The organism is Acinetobacter lactucae (assembly GCF_013122135.1).
Lineage (GTDB): Bacteria > Pseudomonadota > Gammaproteobacteria > Pseudomonadales > Moraxellaceae > Acinetobacter > Acinetobacter lactucae.
In genome coordinates this window covers 1,522,043-1,536,096 of sequence record NZ_CP053391.1, presented here as the reverse complement: position 1 = coordinate 1,536,096, position 14,054 = coordinate 1,522,043, and the positions used below count along the sequence as shown (strand labels likewise).

Genomic DNA, 14,054 nt, shown 5'->3' with positions numbered 1-14,054 from the left:
TAAATATTTTAAGTAGGTAATTTATTATTTTTAAGGTAATCATCTGATTTAAAATAATTAACAATCATTTCTGCATTTTCTTCTTTTACAGGTAAAGTAGTTACTGGGATACTTTCATTCCCCATACTAAAACCTTGAGGAATCAATTGTGAAATTGGAGGAAACTTAGGTTTTCCTCCTTCGGTAACTCTTTCAACAAATCCAGCAAGCCATAAAATAAATTCACCTTCATTTTCAAACTTAGGTATAAGGCTAAAATCAATTTTTACCGAGCATTGTTCACTAGGTTTGGTTAGACAATCTTCAAAATTGATAAAGTTATACTTTAATTTAAATTCAGTACCTTTTATCGCATTACGAATAAGGCCAATCAAACAATTTAGATTTTCAATCACCTCATCAGAAAACAAGTTGTCATTTTTAATTTTTTTATAAACCTTCTCTGCTATAGCTAGATATTTTGGCATCATAGCCTCCTATTTTCTTATGAATGAATATATTCATACACTTTTTAAAATATTATTTTTTTATGTAATATAGGGTAAAACTCATAAACCAAATGTAAAAAGTATAAGTCATCTGAAAGCCACCATTAAAACTCATCACAAAAACACATGAAAATGCAAACCATCTCACATTAATTTACTTGTAAAATGAGATTTTTGAAAAATTTGCTTTCAATCTATTTTAACAATTTCGTTATAGCCTAAATAAGAGTTACGATTCTCATTTTAATAAGTAAAGGCTAATCTTTTAAATTTTATTCACTAGAATTTTTATTATTTTCTAAATGACTTAAAATACTACTAATTTTTAAAAGCAAATAACCAAACAACAGCCCATTAAATATAATAAACAGACCAATTGTAATCATTTCTGTAGACCATACTTGAATAATGTCTAAATTATCATTTCTTGTTTCGACTTGCCCATATGACAAAATAAAGGCTACTCCCAAAACAATTCCAAATAAAATTACACACCAAGCTACAACTTTTGTAGACTTACTTTCATTATGAGGCTTCATTAATTCACTCATATTTGTTCTTTACACTCTTGTAGATGTATTTATTTTTTATATCAATTTCTTACTTTTTTAAAGTTTTGTTTATGTTGCCTTTTGATAGTAATGTAACTAATTTTTATATTTTTTTAATTTATAAATAAAATGTCTTATTTTCTATTTAAACTGAAATGTTAGCTCATTTCTTCTAAAGCTAAATTTATTTAATAAAGATATTTTCTATTTAGCTGAAACCTACCACATCAAGACTATAAGGACTTAAAGAGCAAATTTAATTTCTATCAATAATTATAAATCTGCTCTTCATGTTTAAGGAGAACTAATTTACTTTACTTGAAATTTCATATTGAATCTTCTAGCTTGCTTTCTTGCTTCAGGATGAGAAGGTAAAACAAATGGACTCGCACGCCATATCGCTTTTTCTATACTGGTTTTAAATTTCTGCTCTTCTTTATCTAAAAAGATAATTTGTTCAATTTCTCCACTATCCGTTAAAAAAACTTTTACACTTGCACTCATGCCTGTAGAAGACTTGGGGATATCCCATATTTTATAAATTTTCTTTTGATATTGTTTTTTATATTTCTCGGCCTCTGAGATAATTTTATTATCAGACACTTGAACAGAAGTAGTCTGTTTATGACCTGTAGTACAACCAACTAACAAAAATAAAGAAGCAATAATAGTAAAATTTTTCATATAAAGTACCTTTTTTCAATCATTAAAATTTAACAGTTTAAAATTCAAAAAACTACCTAAAGGTGATGTCCATTATTTATTATCTTGAATCAGCAAAGCTGTTAAGCCACCTTTACTGATCCTTTTCTTAACTTAATAATCTATTTTCTTTAAAAAGGGATTTCATAACGGAAATTCATATTAGAATTTTCTGGCATATTATAGGTGTCTTGATCGGTAAAAAGTCCATGCTCCGGTGTTTTAAAACTATTGAAAGCTTTATTCACTGGTACAATTGGAGGTTTATTTAAATAATTTTCTTGAGAATTATATGTAGATGAGGCACAACCAATTAGCCCAAAACCTATTAAAGAAATAATTAAAAATGTCTTCATAAATTCCGCCCGCTTTTATAAAAACCAAACAATCTAACAAATTAGAAAACCTTTGTCACACCGGAATAGTTTAGATTTACTTAATAATTAACTACTTAGAAGTTTTAAAAAACAATAAATTATTGATAGATAAATATTAAATTAAATAATAATCAGATACTTTGAATTAAAAGTTTTAGTTTTAATTTTAATAATTATCAGAAGCCATCAATAGACCTTCACGCACAGCACTATACGTTACCTTATTATTTACCAGTTGATTAAGTACTGTTAAATCCAAACCTCCAAAAAATTAACTTTAATGTTATAATACAGTGATTTACTCAATTTCAATTGGACCTCAAAAGAAATGAATAGATTTTTATTAACTTTTTTATTTTTAAATATTGGGTTTTTTTCTTCTTCCACATTTGCTGAGGCAAACACATTTCAAACGAAACAAGAATATAACCACCCTAAATTTAATCAGCATAAAAGTATGCTTGAATTGAGCGCAAACTCTCAAGACCTTAAATTTAATGAACAACAAGATTCTTTTAGTTCTACTCATCAAAATGTAGATTTTTTTGAAATTGCAAAACAATATCAAGGAAACGAAGCAAAGCCTTCTTCGTTTACCGATGAGACAGTAAATATGAGTGATCATGAACGTAGTCTTTACTACATTAGACATCAGGATCATATGGGGATTCAAAGAGAGATTCGCGGCCAGCAGTTTAGATCGCTCAAACAACAGCGGGATAAAGGTGTTATTTCTAATGATGTATATAAAGAAAAGGTCTATAAAATCTTAAATCAACCTACTTTTAAATAGATTTAAAGCCCTCTCTAGAGGGCTTTTTAAATGTTACTTTTAGGAGTGTCACTCTCTCCACCTTTACAACTTTCAATTCATAGGTATTGCAACCTCACCTATAGCAAAAGTTAATCAATCATGTGAAAAGTTAACAGAGATCATTGAGTAAAATAGGGCTCAGTCATGAGAGTCTAAAAATTTAATGATATGGTAAATATGAGCTTCTAAAAAAGAATCGACTGCTAACTTTTGTTATTTCTATCAAGTATTTTTACTTTTTATCATAATACTTTTTGTACCAAATGGTTTACAATGAAAGTAATATCATTGGTTTTCAAATAGATTTTTTTACCTACTACTAAAAAAGCCTTAGTAATCAATTTAAATGTAAATAAGCCATTAGCAGAGGAACTAAATGGATTATCATCAAGAGTTAATTGAAAATGGTTTATCAGCGACACCTTCACGCGTTGCAATTTTCCGTTTTTTACATGAGAACGATAAGGGAATAACTGCAGAAGAAATATATCTGTTATCTCAAAAGAAAAACCTAAAAATTAGTCTAGCTACTACATATCGTACTTTAGCGGAGCTTGAACATAGAAAATTAATTAAAAGAGTGGTTTTGGGTAAAAGTAATAGAGGAATTTATCGACTAGCCACTAATAAAATTAGTTTAAATCTTATTAATACCAAAACTGGAAAATCACATCCTTTTGAATATGATGAAAAAGTAGAAGAATTATTAGAATCTCTGCTAAAAAATATTGATGAAAAAGCTTTGAACATTGAAGTAAATGTTTATAAGTAGCGTATTAGTAATTTACGCTACTTAACTACTCGCCTTGTTATTTAGACCTCGGCCCACTTACGAATTAAGTTGTGATAAGTATTTGTTAAGTTCAAAACTTCTTTATGATCATCACCTAGTTGCATACGTAAGTTTTGAATAGTTTGGTCTAGATTAAATAACATATGTCGCTCGGCATCATCACGAATCATGCTCTGTACCCAGAAAAAAGATGCTATACGACAGCCTGAAGTAATAGCAGTCACTTCATGCAGACTGGTAGATGGATACAAAATCATATCACCCGCAGGCAATTTAATTTCATGATATCCATACGTATCTTCAACGACGAGTTCCCCACCCTCGTACTCTTCAGGCTCACTTAAAAAAACCGTACAAGATAAATCCGTTCTTAAACGCTGATTACTACCACGTATTAGGCGTATTGAATTATCTACGTGAAAACCAAAAGATTCATGATTTTCATAACGATTAAATAAAGGCGGTATGATATCTAATGGGATTGCAGCAGATAAGAATAATGGATGTTTTCCTAATGCATCAAGGATGATATTACTCAGTTGATGAGTTAGAGGATGATCTTCAGGCAATTGCTGATTATGTTTTACTGTAGCTGAAAGTGTACCAGCCGTGACTTTTCCATTAACCCATTCTACTTTGTCCATTTCCTGACGGAAAAACTGGACTTGTTCTTTACTCAGTACATTTGGAATATGGTGAATCACGATGATACCTTTAAAAATAGTTTTAATTAATAAAATAGCCTCAAATTGAGGCTATTTTAGATTACTTCTTAAGACTAATAAATTTTTAAACTTATTAGTATTTAAAGTTAACTGATAATACTGCACTACGTCCTTCTGCTTCAGTTGCATAGTGTGAAGCATACGCTTTAGTAAAGTAACGCTTATCAGAAAGGTTATTTAAGTTAAGTTGTAAGTTAACATTCTTGTTAACGTCATAACGAGCCATCGCATCATAACGAACATACGATGGAACCCATTTTGTATTAGCTGCATCACCATATACTTTATCAGTATAGAAAGCGCCAGCACCCACAGTAACTTGAGGCAATACTTTATATGTAGTCCATAAAGTTGCAGAGTTTTTAGGTACGTTTGGAAGTTGCTTACCTTTAGCTGCATTTTCAGGATTACATACACCAGCACGACTACAACTTGGTCCTGGATCAGTATTTTCACTATCTAAATAGGTGTAACCTGCGCTCACAGCCCATTTATCAGTGATATTTCCGTTTGCTGAAAGTTCAATACCGTCAACTTTACTATCGCCGCCATTCGTATAAGTGCTTGAGTCAACTTGAATACGTGTATTTTGCTTCTCTGTACGGAAAATAGCAGCAGTCAAATTAAGTTTTTCGTTTAGAACGTTCCACTTTGTACCCAATTCAATGGTTTGGCTTTCTTCTGGTTTAAGGTCCATATAAGCTTGACCGATTGACTCAGAACCATCACCGCCATCTACACCTACCGGGTTAGCAGAAGTTGCATAACTTGCATAAATACTACCATTTTCAGTAGGTTTGAAAGTTACGCCGGCATTGTAAGTAACAAAGTCTTTATTACTCTCGATTTTAGCGCCAGTGGCATTTGTAACCTGTTCTGTATCAAACTTGTCCCAACGAACACCTAAATCAAGTAACCACTGAGGATTAAACTCAATATTATCTAATAAATAGACAGAGGTATTTTTTGTAGTCGTTGTCGTTGTTGCTTTATTGGCGATACGACCACCTAACCAAGCATCTTTAGAATTAGGATTAGTTAATGAAGTACACCACGCATCATTAATAGCACAGTCACTATTAAAACCGCCTGTTGTAGAACCTGCATAGCCCGGATATGTTGTCGAGTAGCTACCTTTATCCGATTCTTGATCACTATATTCCGCACCAACATTGAAACTATGCTTGATAGCGCCAGTATTAAACTTACCTCTTAAAGATAATTGATCTGTAAAAATATCAGTGTCTGTAATTCGAGAGTTAATACGACGCCAAACTTTACCGTTTGCTACATTACCTTTTGAATCATCTGGCTGAGTCCAAAGGTAATCATTTTTTGATTTGCTATAGAGTACAGTGTTAGCAAGAGTAAGATTTTCATTTAAATCATGCTCTACTTTAAAAGTACCAATATGATTTTCTTGTTTTTGGAAATCACGACCTTTTAAACCATAGTAAATACCCTGTTTAACATCAACAGGTTTACCAACAGTTGCCTTCTTAGTCGGATCGTAATTATATGGAACACCTGAGTCCGGAGTGTCATCAGATCTTAAGTAGTAATAACTTAAAGTTGCACGTGTTGGTGTATCCAATCCAAATGTAATACTAGGTGCGATACCTACACGCTTGTATTCAGCACCATCACTTTGACCCGCTTTTTCATTTTTATGCCCCATAAGGACAATGCGACCAGCAGTACCATTACCAAAGTCTTTATTACCATCTAACGTGATACGTTGATAATTATCGGTACCTGCTTGAACAGAACCTTCTAAAAAGTCACCTTTTTTAGCAACTTTAGAAATCATATTGATGCTACCACCAACAGAACCTGCCCCGCCCATAGAAGAAGCAGACCCTTTAGTCACTTCAACTTGCTCGATAGCAAACATTTCACGGTTTTGTGATGATGAGTTACGAATACCATCAACGTACATTGAACTTTCAGAGTTATAACCACGAATAAATGGTCGATCACCATTTGGGTTACCGCCTTCACCTGCACCTAAAGTAATGCCTGGGACAGTACGAAGTGCATCACTTAATGTATTTACTTTCGTATCTTCAATAAGTTGCTTTGAAATTACTGAAACTGATTTTGGAGTATTTAATAAAGGTGCTACGAACTTAGAGTTAGCCGATTTATCAACTTTAAGGCTCTGTGCAACTTCTGCATCTGCTTGCACATGAATCAATGGAAGTGGTACAGAGTTTTCCTGAGCAGCCATTGCAGTTGTAGCTACAATTGATAATGAAGACGCTATTGCTGATTTAGCAATCTTCTTACGAGACTTAATAAATTCCATATGTATTTTGTGTGTTCATGTAAATATTAGCGCGAATAATAATGATTATTGATTATTAAAACAATAATTTAATATAAAAATCCTATAACACACGTTCAGAAAAAATTAATAATCCTTTGATTTTCATTAAAAATATTTACTAAATTATTTTCCATTTCACACAAATAGCTTTTAAACTCAAGTTATTACAAACTTATGTATGCAAAGAGAATAATAATTTCCTTTTCAACACTCTTATATTTTTATACTTACTGTGTCTTTAAACAAGAATTTTACATAGCTGTACACAAGAGAGATTCAATTTTTTTAGCTCCATTGTCTAGCTAAAACGTTATTATTTATATCTAAATTATAGCCAGTTCTTTGAAATCATTATCAAAACCAACCATTTAGAAAAAGTTTAAAATTCTTAGAAAAAAACATAAACCATTTTATAAAATTTTGTTACTTTTTCGCTATAATGATTATAATTATCGTTTAGGACTTCGATACATCAACATGGACCGCTCATCTTCTCTTTCACTCCCAAATTTTAAGTTCAAAGTTTCTACACTTAGCTATGCAATTGGACTCGCTTGTACTTATTTAGTAGTTCCTGCACATGCCGAAGATACAGCTGCTAGTGCATTACCAACCATTACCATTAAGGCACAAGGTAACTGGTTAGAAGAAGCAAATGCTGAAACTGTTCACCAACATGCTGGTGCTCGAACTATTGTTGACCGCAAACGTTTGGATGAAACAGCTGCAACTTCAATCCGAGAAGCGTTAAAACAAATTCCCGGAGTTCAGGCTCAAGATAGTAGCGGCACGGGTGGTAGTGATGTTTCACTCAATATTGGGGTCCGTGGGTTAGCCTCTCGCCTGTCACCTCGTTCAACAGTTTTAGTAGACGGTGTTCCGCTTTCATTTGCACCTTATGGTCAGCCACAGCTATCTTTAGCTCCTGTTTCAATTGGTAATATTGAATCAGTTGACGTTGTACGTGGTGCTGGATCCGTTCGTTTTGGGCCTCAAAACGTAGGCGGAATTATTAACTTTGCGACTCGATCAATTCCTCAAGATTTTAGTGGAACTGTTAGCCTAACTTCAGAATATGCATCTGGTACTGACCAAGTAAAGCTCAGCCCTAATCTATTTGTAGGTGGAACTTTAGATAATGGCTTAGGCCTTGCCCTCTTGTATTCAGGGACTAAAGGGAATGGATATCGCGAAGCAAATAACAAGATTGACATCGATGATGTAATGTTAAAGTCTGCTTATCAATTTAATGATAAAGACTCGGTCGCTTTAAATCTGCATCACTATGAAGGTCGAGGCGAAATGCCAGAGGGTTTAACTCAAGCCCAATACGCAGAAAACCCGTATCAATCTTCTGGTGAAAAAAACTATTTTGCAGGTCGACGTACTGATGTCTCTTTACGTTATAACCATAAAGATGAAAAAAATAACTTCGAAGTCCTCAGTTACTACATCGACTCTTTCCGCACAAGTAATCTTGAGACCGTGTTAGCAAGTGGTGACAAGCGCCTCGACTCTGCGCCACGCGACTACAAAGTCTATGCGATTGAACCGCGTTACTCTCGTATTTATCAACTAGGTAATACTCAAAATGAAGTGACGGTTGGTTATCGCTACTTAAAAGAAGAAAGCTCTGAATTTGCCGGACGTACTGCATCCTATGCAGCAGGTTCATCAGTGCCAGATTTTGCCCCGCGTACGATTAGTGATGGTGGTACCAAAGCACATGCTATATATATCGACAACCGCATGGAACTCGGACGTTGGACCATCACACCGGGTGTTCGTTTCGAATCAATTGAAGCTCATAATAATTTTTCGGTTTATGACAAGAATGGTCTAGTAAATACAGTTCATCCAAAAATTGATTCAGATGAATTTTTACCAAGTTTGTCTGTAGTGTATTCTGCAAACGAAAAATGGAACATATTCGCAAATGCTGGTGTATCATTCGGCCCACAGCAATACAGCCAAATGGCACGCCTCGAAGAAAATGCTGATACTAAAGAAATCTTTGCAGCTGCTACGACCGATGGCTTACATCCAGAAAAGTCGAATAACTATGAAATTGGAACAAAATATCTCGGTAATGGGTTAAATGCCGAATTTACGGTGTTCTACCTAGATTTTGATAAAGAGCTTTCATTGGTACGTGATGCTGCCAATAACGGGATCTGGACAGACTTAGGGGCAACCAGCCATAAAGGTGTCGAAACGGGTATTAGCTATGATTTCGGTCAATTGTCTGATGCACTGGAAGGCTTAAAAGTATATGGTAACTATACTTTCACCAAAGCAGTTGCTGAAGCAGGAAAGTTTAAAGATAAAGACCTACCGTTTTACTCGCGTCATGTCGGTAATGTTGGGTTAGGTTATACCGTGGACAAATGGTCTTTAAATGCTGACATGTTTGCGCAGTCTAAGCAACATTCGCCTGATCTACCTAAAAGCACTGTCTATCAAACAGAAGAAACTGCAGATGGTAAATATGGAGATATTCCGGGTTATACCACTTTTGCGATCCGTACCTCTTATGACTTAAGTTCACAAGTTAAAGGTTTAAAAATTGCTGGCGGAATCAAAAACGTCTTTGATAAGCAATATTTTACTCGCTCAACAGACTCTACTGGCGGTAAATATGTAGGATTGCCACGTACTTTCTATCTACAAACCTCTTTTGACTTTTAAAGCTCAATTAAATTGAACAAAAAGCCCTCTTCGGAGGGCTTTTCTATAGGCATTCAACACTAGAATATTGATCAATCTACACAAGCGTCGACATAAAATATTCTAACAACTTATCTCTTCCATCGATCTTATTTGCACTTAAAAGTTGAACCATCGCCCCATCAATCACAAACAAAAACATGTAAGCATCTTCAACTGTAGCGGTCGCTTTTACGGTTAAAAGCAGCTTATAAATTTCTTTAATAAACCAGTTCCGATAGTCAATCACGAGTTTATAGGCCGTTGGATAAAGCTTTTCAATTTCAAAGATCGCTTTAAATGGCAATCGATAGAAGCCCTCTAAGTTTGCATGTAAAAAGTAGATTTTCTTGAGCTGATCGAATGCCATGAGTTCACGGTACGAATGAATAATCGAAAACACCTCATGTTTTAATGCATCTGTTTGAAAAGTTAAGCTCATTTGAATGAGCCTTTCTTTGGAGTGAAAATAGTTATAAAAAGTGGCTTTAGGAATTTTGGCTTCCTCAACAATTCGGTCAACCCCGATGTAAAACCCATGTTGATTAAATAAATCTTTTGCCGCGTGGAGCACGCGTAATGCTCTAAATGAAGATTCTAAATTTGGCATATATATACCGTTTAAAATAATTTTTTGTTGTTTATAAAAAGAGATAAAAATGCCATCACTCTTAACATGAGTGCTAAAAACAGGCATGCAAAAGCCGCACGAAAAAGGTGTGCTCGCCTATCTCAAGTTTATTGTCGCTATGATTTTTAGTCGTAATTGATCTAGAGATTAAAACCTATAGTCGATTAAACCTTTTTAAAGTTCTGTTGGATGGTATGAATAGAGAGACTTTGGCAAAGGCCAATAAAGAAAAAGAATTAGTACGCATGAGCGAACTCCTTTGGGTAATAAAGAAGCTTCACCACATTACTGTCAAATAATGGTGGCGAAACGAGAGAGGGTTGACAGACTGATACCCAAAAGATCAGCACACCCGAGGGTGTCCCCCTCCCGTTCCGCCGCAGAGGGGGCACGCAGGGATGCCCACAAAAAAGAAAGACTTTTTCGTGTGCTTTGGGTATACAGCCTGTCAAAGCCGACTGGCAATGTGGCCAGCAGGCAAAGGATAATCGGAGCGGTTTTGGGTGTCAATGTGATATTGGCTAGAAAACAGTTAAATAATTATTGTTTTTCATTGTATTAGACTATTTAATTACTTAGTTAAAAATTCATTATTAGCTCATATTTAGTTAATATTAACCACTAATTAATAATATATTTCTTCAACTACTTTAAAATAAGGATAATTATGCTAGACCTAGACGAAATGAATGGAAATTTTTTTAATTTTGATCATGTAGATACATTCAAAATAGAATACGACCATATAATGAATTGCTACAACCTTGTTTTGATTCTATCTAAGGATTTACATGATCCTTCAGCCCCAAAATTCAATGTATGCTTTAACTATATTTCAGATTTAAGTCTGAATGATAGTTTTAGAAATAATTTTCAACAATTCCCGACCTTAATTATCGAAAAGCACAAAAATCAGTGGGACAATGTTAATTATGAAATCAGACAAGTGGAAGATGATAACTTAAGTTTCAAATGCAAGAGTTTTACGGCTTTCTTAACTTAATTTTATTTAGTGTCATACATAAGGCTTTTTTATCGGCTTCTTTAAGTTGAGGGTGTTGAACTGATCGCATATAGCTACAGCCATGAGGTGCTTTGTTGTTTTTCTTGAGTTCATCGGCAATATTTTTTAGAAGTTCCGTGTTTAGCGTACTAATTTTTAAACGTACTTCTGCTAAATCTTGCGGTTTCCAATTGGTTTCCGGACTCGACAACCAGTCTGCGCGATAGCGATACTGAATTGCCTTGGCAACATTCATTTGCGTCGCAATAAATGGCTTCACTGTTTCACTATTTAAGCCAAAAGATTCGGCTTCCGAAAGTGATTGATCCAGAACTTTCTTTTCTTGAGTTAAATCTTCAATCGGTAAATGCTGCTCTGCTTTATAACCCGCGACATCTTTCATATAAGATAAGCGCTCGTTAACTAAACGGGCAGTTTGAGTGTATTGTGCAGCTTGAGCTATTGAAGAAACACACACGACAGCTGCTAACGTACAAACCACTTTAACTGCTGGCTGAGCACTTTTAATTTTTTTCATTTAAAACCTATCGAAATTATTGTTCTATCATCATTCCAGCCCAGTACTGTATTTCAAGAACATACGAAAGTAAAATTTTAAGATAGGCTAAGTTCTTGGCTCCATGCCGAATCAGGCTGGTGATAGATATGCTGGCAGACTTGCTTAAGAGATGAGGTAAAGTGCTGGTTATGCCCTTCCCATTTTTCAATCATGCAATAGGCGACATGAATGCCTTTAGGTTGGAACTCTCTTGCTAATGACTGAGATAAAGCACGAACACCCGCAAACATGCTTTGGCTTAACACATCATACTGAGTCGAATGAATGGAAGGTGCGCCAAGAAAAATAACGGTGCCCCGCTGCTGTTTCAACATCGGTTTAATCACAGCTTGCGCTACACTCACAGCACTTAAACCTGTGGCCTGCCAATTGTGTTCAATTTCTTCTAGAGATAAAGCTTGGATATTTGGTGAAGATGAGAAACTTGGCTGAAATACACAGAGCTCAATCGTGTGTCCGTGGCTAGAAATATAACGAACCAAACATTTTAAATGATTTGCATTCACCAAATTTAAATGGACTGCTGTCACGCCATCATTGATAGAATGAGTTTTCATTTTTTGTGCGGCTGAATCATGTACAACTTGATAAAGATGTAATGGAAAGTGCGCATTTTTATCTAGAATGACAAAATCACGCTCGATCAATTGTAGGTCATGACCTGCGACCACAACACAGCCCTGCTTCTTTTTAAACCTCTGAAATATTTTTTTTAGCATTTTAGTCTCTCAAAATTTTTCTTGATAAGGGCGTAAATCCAGCTCATGTGTCCAAAGCTTCGGAGTTTGTTGATAAAGCATCCAATAGTTTTCTGCAATTGCATCAATATTAAGCCCCCCTGTACCTCGCGTAAGACGAGCTAAACGCCCCAAACCAAATAATGCTTTATTCACTCTATCGCCATCGACCATTCCATCAATAATCACATGAGCAATATGGATGCCTTGTGATTTATAAATTTGAGCTAAATTTAAGGCATACGCTCTTAAAGCGGATTTACCCATGGTAAAAGCTGCAAAAAAAGGTTTGCCGCGCAAAGAAGCACTCGCCCCCGTAAAAATAAGCGTACCGTGGTTTTGGTCTTTAAAGATTTTTAGACAGCTTTGAGAAACCAAATAAGCCGATAAAAAAGTGGATTGCCACATTTTAGTAAAAAACGACAATGGACTACGTAAAAAGATCGAAGGAATATTCCCTCCAACATTATGAATAACAGCAGTAATCCGCTCATTTTGACTGGTAATAGTGTCAAACAAGGCCTGTACTTGTTTTATATCTTCTGCATCCAAACGGAACGCTACAGCATTGCCACCATTGGCATGGATTTCGGCAGCGACTGCTTCAATTTTTTGGAAAGTACGTCCAGCAACATAAACTTTTAAGCCTTCTTTGGCGAAAAGACGGCACACAGCTGCACCAATCCCCTGTGATGCCCCGACCCCAATAACAACTGCACAATCTTGTGTTTTATCTAGTGTTGCCGATGTCATAGACATTTCACCCTGTTTGTTTTTTATACCATAATGCAATAAACGGACGATTCAAAATTTCTTTACTAAATTTTTTACTGGTACGGACCACTTCACCGAGTTGAGCAACTACAGCAATGTCTGCAATGGTTTGGCTGTCTCCAACCAACCATTCATTTTGTGATAAAACCTGCTCAATACGATCTAGATGCCTTATAAACTCTTCTTCAACATGTTCAGCTTTCATTCGACCAAGTCCTTGAAAGAAAAGCTGTGTCTTCAATTCGGCCAAAATAAAACCTTTTACCATAGGCTTTTCATAGGCTGGGCGGCCAACGCTACTAATACGGATGGCTTCTTTTAAAGCTTCAGGGTCATTGACTCGTAAATAAACTTCAAAAAAATAAAGAGATTCATCTGCCCAATCTTCCCAAAGCTCGGCAAGAGCTCTTTGGTTGGGGTCTTCTGGATAAAGTCGAGGTGTATCTGGATAGGTGTCGTCTAGATAGCGAGCAATTCGAGTACTGTCTTGAATCCGCTGACCGTTATGGTCAATTACAGGCACCTTACCTACTTTACTCAGTAAAGGAACTTTGGCCCCTAGAAGGCCGTTATAATTGATTGTTTCAAATGCAATTCCTTTAAATTTCAGTGCCCTTGAAATTTTTTGACAAAATGGAGAAATTTCCCATTGATGTAAAATGATATCCGACATTTGTTCACCTTTATTTTAGTTGCCTATTTTACTATCTAGTTCTTTTTTGGAACCAATCAATAAATATACAGTATGTATTTCCAAGTCAAACTGTTTTTAATGACGATCAAGTTTCAAGGATTAAAAATATTTAAATTTTATTTTTTATATCTGAACCATTTTAGACAAAAT

General features: G+C 35.0%; 14 protein-coding genes. 3 read left to right on the top strand and 11 right to left on the bottom strand.

From position 1 onward, the window contains the following. Window positions 1–8: 8 nt before the first annotated feature. The 4 genes from HLV59_RS07110 to HLV59_RS07095 form a co-directional block, all read right to left on the bottom strand. Window positions 9–467 (bottom strand): hypothetical protein, encoded by a 459-nt coding sequence (locus tag HLV59_RS07110; RefSeq protein WP_125740105.1) that lies wholly within the window; start codon window positions 465–467, stop codon window positions 9–11. Window positions 468–760: 293 nt separating this feature from the next. After that, window positions 761–1,039, bottom strand: coding sequence for a hypothetical protein (locus tag HLV59_RS07105; protein WP_125740106.1), 279 nt, complete (start codon window positions 1,037–1,039; stop codon window positions 761–763). A gap of 309 nt (window positions 1,040–1,348) precedes the next feature. Further along, entirely contained in the window at window positions 1,349–1,723 is a 375-nt protein-coding gene (locus HLV59_RS07100; RefSeq protein WP_125740107.1) for a TonB C-terminal domain-containing protein, read from the bottom strand. A gap of 149 nt (window positions 1,724–1,872) precedes the next feature. After that, window positions 1,873–2,097 (bottom strand): hypothetical protein, encoded by a 225-nt coding sequence (locus HLV59_RS07095; protein ID WP_062849482.1) that lies wholly within the window; start codon window positions 2,095–2,097, stop codon window positions 1,873–1,875. Between the two features lie 349 nt (window positions 2,098–2,446). Here HLV59_RS07095 and HLV59_RS07090 point away from each other — a divergent pair, with 349 nt between their 5' ends. Both HLV59_RS07090 and HLV59_RS07085 read left to right on the top strand, forming a co-directional pair. After that, window positions 2,447–2,911 carry a hypothetical protein gene (locus HLV59_RS07090; RefSeq protein WP_125740108.1) on the top strand — a complete coding sequence of 155 codons (465 nt, stop codon included), beginning with the start codon at window positions 2,447–2,449 and terminating at the stop codon, window positions 2,909–2,911. A gap of 397 nt (window positions 2,912–3,308) precedes the next feature. Then, a complete protein-coding gene (locus HLV59_RS07085; RefSeq protein ID WP_057106307.1) occupies window positions 3,309–3,704 on the top strand; it encodes a Fur family transcriptional regulator in 396 nt (131 codons plus the stop codon). A 41-nt stretch (window positions 3,705–3,745) separates the two neighbouring features. Here the strand turns inward: HLV59_RS07085 and HLV59_RS07080 are convergent, their stop codons facing one another. After that, window positions 3,746–4,429 (bottom strand): Fe2+-dependent dioxygenase, encoded by a 684-nt coding sequence (locus HLV59_RS07080; protein ID WP_057106306.1) that lies wholly within the window; start codon window positions 4,427–4,429, stop codon window positions 3,746–3,748. 94 nt (window positions 4,430–4,523) lie between these two features. Further along, window positions 4,524–6,758: a TonB-dependent receptor gene (locus HLV59_RS07075; RefSeq protein WP_171429629.1), complete on the bottom strand. Its 2,235-nt coding sequence runs from the start codon at window positions 6,756–6,758 to the stop codon at window positions 4,524–4,526. A 498-nt stretch (window positions 6,759–7,256) separates the two neighbouring features. Between HLV59_RS07075 and HLV59_RS07070 the strand changes: the two genes are divergently transcribed. Then, window positions 7,257–9,467, top strand: a complete 2,211-nt coding sequence (locus HLV59_RS07070; protein ID WP_171429628.1) for a TonB-dependent receptor family protein — start codon at window positions 7,257–7,259, stop codon at window positions 9,465–9,467. Between the two features lie 76 nt (window positions 9,468–9,543). Here HLV59_RS07070 and HLV59_RS07065 read toward each other — a convergent pair whose 3' ends face one another. The 5 genes from HLV59_RS07065 to HLV59_RS07045 form a co-directional block, all read right to left on the bottom strand. After that, window positions 9,544–10,095 (bottom strand): TetR/AcrR family transcriptional regulator, encoded by a 552-nt coding sequence (locus tag HLV59_RS07065; RefSeq protein WP_171429627.1) that lies wholly within the window; start codon window positions 10,093–10,095, stop codon window positions 9,544–9,546. Window positions 10,096–11,099: 1,004 nt separating this feature from the next. Further along, window positions 11,100–11,657 carry a chorismate mutase gene (locus HLV59_RS07060; RefSeq protein WP_171429626.1) on the bottom strand — a complete coding sequence of 186 codons (558 nt, stop codon included), beginning with the start codon at window positions 11,655–11,657 and terminating at the stop codon, window positions 11,100–11,102. Window positions 11,658–11,734: 77 nt separating this feature from the next. After that, the gene (locus HLV59_RS07055; RefSeq protein WP_163119009.1) at window positions 11,735–12,418 is read right to left on the bottom strand and encodes an SDR family NAD(P)-dependent oxidoreductase; all 684 of its coding nucleotides are present in this window, start codon (window positions 12,416–12,418) and stop codon (window positions 11,735–11,737) included. Between the two features lie 9 nt (window positions 12,419–12,427). Continuing rightward, a complete protein-coding gene (locus tag HLV59_RS07050; protein WP_171429625.1) occupies window positions 12,428–13,189 on the bottom strand; it encodes an SDR family NAD(P)-dependent oxidoreductase in 762 nt (253 codons plus the stop codon). 7 nt (window positions 13,190–13,196) lie between these two features. After that, window positions 13,197–13,883: a glutathione S-transferase gene (locus HLV59_RS07045; protein ID WP_031948742.1), complete on the bottom strand. Its 687-nt coding sequence runs from the start codon at window positions 13,881–13,883 to the stop codon at window positions 13,197–13,199. Between the last annotated feature and the right edge of the window lie 171 nt (window positions 13,884–14,054).

What these genes read in the sequence shown, in the direction of transcription:
- HLV59_RS07110 (WP_125740105.1), bottom strand. Translation starts at nt 467, where the DNA reads ATGCCAAAATATCTAGCTATAGCAGAGAAGGTTTATAAAAAAATTAAA.
- HLV59_RS07105 (WP_125740106.1), bottom strand. Translation starts at nt 1,039, where the DNA reads ATGAGTGAATTAATGAAGCCTCATAATGAAAGTAAGTCTACAAAAGTT.
- HLV59_RS07100 (WP_125740107.1), bottom strand. Translation starts at nt 1,723, where the DNA reads ATGAAAAATTTTACTATTATTGCTTCTTTATTTTTGTTAGTTGGTTGT.
- HLV59_RS07095 (WP_062849482.1), bottom strand. Translation starts at nt 2,097, where the DNA reads ATGAAGACATTTTTAATTATTTCTTTAATAGGTTTTGGGCTAATTGGT.
- HLV59_RS07090 (WP_125740108.1), top strand. Translation starts at nt 2,447, where the DNA reads ATGAATAGATTTTTATTAACTTTTTTATTTTTAAATATTGGGTTTTTT.
- HLV59_RS07085 (WP_057106307.1), top strand. Translation starts at nt 3,309, where the DNA reads ATGGATTATCATCAAGAGTTAATTGAAAATGGTTTATCAGCGACACCT.
- HLV59_RS07075 (WP_171429629.1), bottom strand. Translation starts at nt 6,758, where the DNA reads ATGGAATTTATTAAGTCTCGTAAGAAGATTGCTAAATCAGCAATAGCG.
- HLV59_RS07070 (WP_171429628.1), top strand. Translation starts at nt 7,257, where the DNA reads ATGGACCGCTCATCTTCTCTTTCACTCCCAAATTTTAAGTTCAAAGTT.
- HLV59_RS07065 (WP_171429627.1), bottom strand. Translation starts at nt 10,095, where the DNA reads ATGCCAAATTTAGAATCTTCATTTAGAGCATTACGCGTGCTCCACGCG.
- HLV59_RS07060 (WP_171429626.1), bottom strand. Translation starts at nt 11,657, where the DNA reads ATGAAAAAAATTAAAAGTGCTCAGCCAGCAGTTAAAGTGGTTTGTACG.
- HLV59_RS07055 (WP_163119009.1), bottom strand. Translation starts at nt 12,418, where the DNA reads ATGCTAAAAAAAATATTTCAGAGGTTTAAAAAGAAGCAGGGCTGTGTT.
- HLV59_RS07050 (WP_171429625.1), bottom strand. Translation starts at nt 13,189, where the DNA reads ATGACATCGGCAACACTAGATAAAACACAAGATTGTGCAGTTGTTATT.
- HLV59_RS07045 (WP_031948742.1), bottom strand. Translation starts at nt 13,883, where the DNA reads ATGTCGGATATCATTTTACATCAATGGGAAATTTCTCCATTTTGTCAA.